This window comes from Flavobacteriales bacterium, from assembly GCA_013001705.1.
Classification (GTDB): Bacteria; Bacteroidota; Bacteroidia; order Flavobacteriales_D; family JABDKJ01; genus JABDLZ01.
The window spans coordinates 1-7,518 of the sequence record JABDLZ010000041.1; the positions used below are offsets into that span (position 1 = coordinate 1).

Consider the following 7,518-nt stretch of genomic DNA (forward strand, 5'->3'; position numbering starts at 1 on the left):
GTTCACAGCCTATGCTGAAATAGCCTTTTTGCTCCAAAGGGTGTTCGGGCAGGTCATGTGCCATACGATACTGATAGATGTCCTTGTCGGTCCAGTAGAGCAGGGGATGGAAACGCTCACATCCAAAACCAGCATCCTGCATCAAGCGCATCTGGGCCCGATTGGTATTCTGTGAGGCACGTACTCCATTGATCCAGATGTCATGTTGTGATAGGATGGACTCCATGGGCTGTACCTTATTCAGATAACAACAGCGGTCTGGATCAGAGGTGAAGAGCAGATTACCCTCTGTATCGCGTTGATGGATCTTGGCCACGGCCGAACGGATGTCTATGACCTGCATGTTCAACATCTCAGCGACTTCATCGCGAAATGTCAATGTCTCTGGGAAAAGGTATCCTGTCTGTATGCAGTAAATGGGTATCTGTTTGTCAAATCGGCTGAGCAGATGCAAGAGTGGGATGCTATGCGTCTGGAAAGATGACGTGACGAATAGGCTCTTTCCTTCTGCCTGGAATCGCGCGAGATGCTCAAAAATCTCCTTCTCCTTCATTGGAACGAATAGATATAACCCAGCCCTAGATAGAGGGTCTCGCCCCGGGGTGTGAATCGCGCGTCCATCATGCCACCTAGAGTAAAGGAATAGCGGTCTTGGAAGACATAGTCCAAGGTCATGTTGAAGTATTCGGCATGGAATCCTTCCTTCTGTAGATCGGTCGAGTGAATGAAGAATAAGCCCAGTCCCACATCATGAGGGGAGGAGAAGTCATAGAAGAACTGGCTTCCCAGACCGAAGCTGAATAGCCATCTATCATCTGCCATAGCGAGATTGTAGCGGTCACGTTCTTCAAAGTTCTCTGCCAAGAGGCTCTGATAACGACCGAAGCCACGGCTGCCTGCCAATTGGACTTTGACAATGTGTCCATTCCAGGGCCCATCATGGAAATCATAGGCATAGGAACCTCTGAAGATGAGATTCCGATGACGATAGCGATTCCCATCATCATCGTACATGTGGCCGTTGGTCAGGCCTACGGAGAATCCAAAAGACTGCAGCGAATCGGCCTGTGAGATACCAGATCGCAATGAGGCCGCTCGATTGTCTTCCATCTCCGGGTCTCTGCGATGGTGATATCCAGAGGTCAGCCCATGTACTTCAGCATAGGCGATTCTGGAGCGGGTAGTCAGACTATCCTCGATGACCGCATGCCGATTGATCACCATATCATGATGCAAGGAGGAGGGTGGGAGATAACTGACACAGGATGCCAGCAGCATAGAGCAGAGGAGAAACAGATATGGGTAGGAATTCTGGACCACAGCGGAGATCAAAGTAAACATAATGGACCCCAATAAAAAAGCCCCGGATAGACCGGGGCTTGAATAGGTTATGTTCCTACGCTCTATTTCTTGATAAAGCTCTGCTCGAGTGGTCCCTCTGTCGTCCAGATACGAATCATATACTGTCCGCTCGAAAGAGTAGAGACATCCACCCTGCCAGAATTCAAGGAAGTGTTGATGATCTGAGTTCCTTTGATATCCAAGATGCTGACTTGCTGATTGCTCAGTGGAAGCTCTGTATCTATTCGAATGAAATCCTCGGCTGGACTCGGATAGATTTGGAAAGAAGCATTAGATAGTTCTTCCAATCCAGTAGTCATGCCCTCTACGACCACCATGGTAGTGTTGATGCCCGGATTCTCTATGACATCCATAGCACCCGAAGGCCAGTGGACCACCACTTGATCTATCTCGGTGTCTTCTGCAATTCCAAAGTGTGCGGTCAAGCTACTCATGTATCTGAATCCTTCTCCAGAGCGGATGTCTCTTATCTGTGTTCCCAAAGCACTGGTCACTTCCACCCGGGCACCTATGCCATCTCGATTACTCTGTACGCCTTGTAGATGTACTTTGAGCCAGTTGTTGTTATTCCCTTGATTGAAAAAGACATTGGATCCATTGAGTACATCGAGGAAGCCATTATTGTCCAGATCACCGATGGGTCCATTGCCGATAGGCACATCGACTTCTGTGAATGTCATATCGCCATTGTTTAGCATGAGATTTCCACCTACGCCCAGTACATCCAAGTAGCCATCGTTGTTGAAGTCCTGAGTACAATTCTCGATTCCAGTGCCCGAGGCCGTATCGAATCCGCTTCCTTCGGTCACATCGGTGAAGATGGAACCTCCATTACGCATGAGTTTATGCGAACCGTTGACGGTAGAGCTTGCACCTACGAGTGCGTCCATATCGCCATCATTGTCAAAATCACCCCATGCGCTGGACCAGGTCTGCACATTGTCTGCCAGTCCGAAATCAGCAGCAATCTCTTCATAGACCCCACCTCCTAGATTGCGGTGTAATTGATTGATATTGGCAGGAGAATCACCACCACGACATTTAGCGATGAACATATCGATGTCATGGTCATTATCGAAGTCGATCCATACCGACCCATAGTTCCCTCCATCCGGTGTCTCACCTAGACCTCCTTGGTAATATGTGAAGTTGCCATTTCCGTCATTTAGGTAGTATACGTTGGGCTGTACGTCATGGCATACAAATGCGTCCAAATTGCCATCGTTATTGATATCGACCATGTTGGATCGCTGGGAGAAGACATATTCAGGACCTGATATCTCTGTGAATCCAGTTCCATCTTCATTAGCAATCATGATGGTCACTCCACTACCACCACCATACAGTAGGTCGGTCATTCCATTGGCATCCAGGTCGCCCGCTGCTAGGCTCCATGATGGACTGAAATCGGGATCGGGAGTGATCACAGTAGTACTGAGCAGGGTGCCGTCTGTTTGTTGGTGATGGATATTCAAAGTGCTCCCGCTCACACCAAGTACGTCATCCAAGCCGTCATTATTCATATCCACCACAGCTAGGCCACTTCCTGCCAAGTCGATATTCTGAGGAACGAAGGACACTGGAGACTCGATCGGGTCATTCTCGATCAACTCGAAATCGAATCCTGAGTCACTCCATCGGTCATCCCATGCGATGGTGTAGGTGACACCTTGCAATACTTGGAATGATGCTATACTCAGATAGACCGATCCATTATCATCATCCCCGCTCCAGCAGGTCAGGTTGCCGCATTCACCAGTGTATACATGGAACCGGGTATCTATTCCCTCATTCTGAGCGAGATCGGAAGTCACGGTCACTGTGTAGTCTTCCGTAGGAGTGTAGGTATACCACTCTCCGTTGTCGGCACCGTCACCATTGGCTGCACATATCGGCTGTGGTACTTCTGTACCGTCCACTAGCGTCACGGTGTGCAGGCCGGCTTGGATGGCTAATGCACTGGCACAATCATCCTGTGCGTATTGTGATGACCATAAGAAGCAGATCATCAGAAATAGTAGAAGGTGTTTCATAATAGGTATTGATGGTTTCAATTAATGGTTTTCAATCACATGGAGGGTCTAGGGATTCGATCCACTCTACGATCATTTCAAGAGCTTCATCATGAACTATACTGCGGCCCAATAAAGGCATTCTCACAGCTTCATCCGTGCTGCTGAATCGGTAGTAGAGCATGGACCGTCCGATGTTTCCTGATGATACAATGTGCGTTTGTCCGGCTCCAAGATACTCATCAGGTTCTACACAGATTCCCAGATTCTCTTCGCTACCCGTCTCACTGAATGCGAATCGCATGGGTCGATAATCGCAGTGGCTTCCTTCAGCATGGCAGTGACCGCAATTGATATCGATATAGGATCGCACTCTGAGTTCGAGGTCCAACGCCTCATTCTTCCAATTGACGACTGTATGGGCAGCGCTTGGGATAGGTGTTGAATCATCCAGGTATCCGATCTCTTTCCATTTATCCAATTGATTCATCGCACCATTGGTGTAATCGTAGAGTTTGTTCAGATTCTGTGGTTTGGGACCGATAGGGATCGGTAGTCCGTCCTTTTTATGGCAGACCAAGCACTCACCTCCATCCATACTGGGTAAGCGGTAGTCGATGGAGCGTGTCACACCGTTGTCATCGATGAATTCTACAGGAATGAAATCTCCTTGTGTATCCAAAGGAGCCTCGGTCTGGTCATCATTCCAGACATATTCAGCGAAGATCCATCCGTCCTCCTTGTGGATGAGCAAGCGGGTCTCGAGGTTCTTTCGTTCGTCTTCAGGAAGGACATGGTCGTAGTAGAAGGTCTTGATGATCACTGTGCCTACTGGAAAGTCCAGTATCTGACCATCCGAAGAATATTCTGCAGAAAGCCCTTCTGGCATCCAAATGAAGCGACTCTTCTTAGCGTAATCGGTAAAGAGGGGAGAGATGAGATCATAAGGTAGGACCCGAGGATGATTCTCCAAGTCTTTGAGAGCTCCTTGGAAGAAATGATAGTCGGAAAGCTGGGCGTAAGGCACAGCATCCAGATCGACCGACACTTCCTCGATGATATCTGGGCTAGGCAGTGGGTCCTCATCTTCTTTGGTACATGAAACCAAGCATGTGAAGACAATGATCAGGAAAGACAGTCGGTAGATGGTCATCTGCATGAGCGCAATCGTGCTTTCAAAGCGTCTCGAAATTAGGCATTTTAGGGTCGCTCGTCACCCTGAAAAGCACCTGCATACGGTCAAAACTTGGGATGCTGACAGGGTAATCTGACCCCCTGACCACTGATATGGGATTTCATCCGTTGGAACGATCTGTATTGGAGTGGTCGCATTTAATTCTCAGCTTTGACGTCCAAACCATCAATGATCCTATGCGAACGCTGAAGTCTCTCTGTATCGCCATATTTATATCCTCCGGAATCTGGGTCCATGCTCAAGAAGCCAAGATTAAGGGGGAGGTACGCTCAGATATCAATGAGGGTGTCCCATTCGCTTCTATCATACTCTCTCAGATATCGGATAGTAGCTTGGTCAAGGCCACTACTACGGATGTGAATGGTGGATTTGCTATGAACAATGTTCCTCAAGGTGACTATTTTCTCTCGGTCACCTATGTGGGATTCAGGCGCTATGATTCCGATCAGTTAAAGATCAACGGAGAAGACATCACCATAGAGCCTATCATCATGGAATCAGAGGCTGTCAGTCTGGATGCGGTCACCGTCACGGCTGAAAAACCCATGATAGAGGTTATGGCAGATAAGACTGTATTCAATGTTGAGAACGTGGGAGGTACTGCCGGTCTGAGTGGATTCGAACTGCTCAGGCGCTCACCCGGGGTTATCGTGGACAACAATGACAATGTCATTGTAGAAGGAAAAAGCGGAGTCCAGATTTGGATCGATGGCAAACCCAGTGTGCTTACCGGTGATGACCTGGTGAATTATCTACGCTCGATCCAGGCCAGTGACATAGAGTCTATAGAGATCATCACGCAGCCATCATCTAAATACGATGCGCAGGGCACCGGGGGCATCATCAATATCAAACTCAAAAGAGACAAGCGCTATGGAACCAACGGTAGTGCTAGCTTGGGCTTGGGCTACTGGGAGTATCTGAAGGGCAACAGTTCTGTCTCCATCAACAATCGCACGCGAAAGACCAATCTCTATGCAACGTACAGCAATCGCATGGGAGAGACCTTCAATGCGATGAACTTCAGACAGCAGATCGATGATCAGGTGTATTTCGAGAACTCACGGAATGTCAGGAATTTCAACAATCACAACCTGAAAGCAGGTCTGGACATATTTGCTACTACCAAGAGCACGTTCGGTGTGATAGTCACAGGGAATTATAGTGATGGTGGTTCGCATAATCGCAGCACGACCGAGATCATTGCTAGTAGTGAAGATGCTACTGAGGCCTTGTTACGTGCGGAGACCATCGATGAATACACTTCGGACAACGCATATTTCAATGCCAACTATCGATTTGAAGACACTCTTGGCCACTCTCTGAATGTGGACCTGGACTATGGATTCCATAATAATGAGCGTGTATCCGATCAGCCCAATCGATACTTCAACCGCGAGGAATCCGAGCTGCTCTCCGAGTTCATCTATCGCATGGAGACACCTTTATCCATTGACATCCTCTCGCTCAAAGCCGACTATGAGCAGGATCTGTGGAATGGGAAACTCGGACTGGGATTCAAGGGGTCTGAAGTGACCACTGTGAATTCATTCGGGTTCTTCCAAGAGATAGAAGGCGACTTGCAATTCCAGCCTGAGCGGAGCAATGATTTCGAGTACACGGAAGAAGTGCTGGCAGCCTATTTCAACTATTCCTACAGGAATGACAAATGGAGCTATCAATTCGGACTGAGGGCTGAGAACACGCATTCCACTGGAGAACTATTCGCTACCCAGCAGTCAGAAGACAGTCTGGTCGTGCGTGAATATCTCAACTGGTTCCCCAGTGGTGGGGTGACCTATCAGGTCAATCAGAAGAACTCTGTGGGATTGAACTATAGCCGCAGGATCAATAGGCCCAATTATGAATCTCTCAATCCCTTCCAATACAGGCTCAATGAGCTAGGCTTCCGTCAAGGAAATCCGTTCCTACAGCCTAATTACACCCACAATGTGCGCTTATCGCACACCTTCAATTATCGATTGACCACGTCAGTGAGTTATACCTATGTGGAGGATTTCTTTGCCCAGGTCACAGATACCTTGGCCGCAGGTGGAACATTTGGAGATCTGCAACCTTCCTATATCCAAGAACGCAATGTGGCCGATGAAGAAGTCTGGTCGGTGAATGTGAGCTACCCCTTCGATGTAAATAATTGGTGGAGTGTATACTTCAGTGCGACATTTTACAATACGAGCTATACCTCTATCGATCCCAAATTCAATCCGCTGAATCAGTCCACTTTCAATTTCTATGGGCAGAATACCTTCAAGATGCCTAAGGACTGGCGCTTCGAGGTATCCGGCTGGTTCAACACACGCTCTATTTGGGGCGGGACATTCGTAACTGAGCCTCTGGGCTCATTGGATATGGCCTTGCAGCGAAAATTCTTTGACAAGAAGCTCAGTGCCAGTCTATCGATATCGGATATCTTCTATACCAGTCCGTGGAGAGCGGCTGGAGAATTCAATAACTTACCCATCACAGGGGGTGGTCAATGGGAGAGCAGGCAACTGCGGCTGAATCTCACGTATAATTTTGGAAATCCGGAATTGAAAGCGAGCAGGAAACGTAAAACTGCTACCGAGGAGGAGAGGAGTAGGATCCAGTGATCAGACTTGCTGTGATATAGCCTCGGCAGCAATGACTGCCTCCGTCCATGCAGCCTGGAAATTGAAGCCTCCTGTGATGGCATCGATATCGATGACCTCACCTGCGAAATAGAGCCCGGAGTGTAATTTGCTTTCCATGGTGCGGAAATCGACCTGCTTTCGATCGATTCCACCACAGGTCACGAACTCTTCTTTGAATGTACTCTTTCCGTCCACCTCGAACGTAGATGCGGTTAGGTACTCCACAAATCGATCCATCTGTTCCCGTGAGAGACTGGCCCAATTGGCATCATATAGCTTGGCCATATAGCAGAAGCGTTCCCAGAGTCTTCTTGCC

Annotated in this window: 6 protein-coding genes; 1 reads left to right on the forward strand and 5 read right to left on the reverse strand. The window is 48.4% G+C overall.

Translation table 11 applies throughout. The annotated features are described in order from the left end of the window. The 4 genes from HKN79_01335 to HKN79_01350 form a co-directional block, all read right to left on the reverse strand. On the reverse strand, positions 1–553 hold a 553-nt coding region (locus HKN79_01335; protein NNC82192.1), incomplete at its 3' end, for a phosphoadenylyl-sulfate reductase. Then, the gene (locus HKN79_01340) at positions 550–1,278 is read right to left on the reverse strand and encodes a hypothetical protein (GenBank protein NNC82193.1); all 729 of its coding nucleotides are present in this window, start codon (positions 1,276–1,278) and stop codon (positions 550–552) included. The genes HKN79_01335 and HKN79_01340, both read right to left, overlap by 4 nt. A gap of 125 nt (positions 1,279–1,403) precedes the next feature. Beyond that, positions 1,404–3,371 carry a T9SS type A sorting domain-containing protein gene (locus tag HKN79_01345; protein ID NNC82194.1) on the reverse strand — a complete coding sequence of 656 codons (1,968 nt, stop codon included), beginning with the start codon at positions 3,369–3,371 and terminating at the stop codon, positions 1,404–1,406. A 55-nt stretch (positions 3,372–3,426) separates the two neighbouring features. Then, positions 3,427–4,533, reverse strand: coding sequence for a hypothetical protein (locus HKN79_01350; protein ID NNC82195.1), 1,107 nt, complete (start codon positions 4,531–4,533; stop codon positions 3,427–3,429). A gap of 212 nt (positions 4,534–4,745) precedes the next feature. Between HKN79_01350 and HKN79_01355 the strand changes: the two genes are divergently transcribed. After that, a complete protein-coding gene (locus tag HKN79_01355) occupies positions 4,746–7,181 on the forward strand; it encodes a TonB-dependent receptor (protein NNC82196.1) in 2,436 nt (811 codons plus the stop codon). Here HKN79_01355 and HKN79_01360 read toward each other — a convergent pair. Continuing rightward, positions 7,182–7,518, reverse strand: a 337-nt coding sequence (locus HKN79_01360) for an aminoacetone oxidase family FAD-binding enzyme (protein ID NNC82197.1), incomplete at its 5' end; no start/stop codon positions are given.

Excerpts from the sequence above, each read along its gene's own strand:
- HKN79_01355 (NNC82196.1), top strand. The coding sequence starts at position 4,746 with ATGCGAACGCTGAAGTCTCTCTGTATCGCCATATTTATATCCTCCGGA.
- HKN79_01345 (NNC82194.1), bottom strand. The coding sequence starts at position 3,371 with ATGATCTGCTTCTTATGGTCATCACAATACGCACAGGATGATTGTGCC.
- HKN79_01350 (NNC82195.1), bottom strand. The coding sequence starts at position 4,533 with ATGCAGATGACCATCTACCGACTGTCTTTCCTGATCATTGTCTTCACA.
- HKN79_01340 (NNC82193.1), bottom strand. The coding sequence starts at position 1,278 with ATGCTGCTGGCATCCTGTGTCAGTTATCTCCCACCCTCCTCCTTGCAT.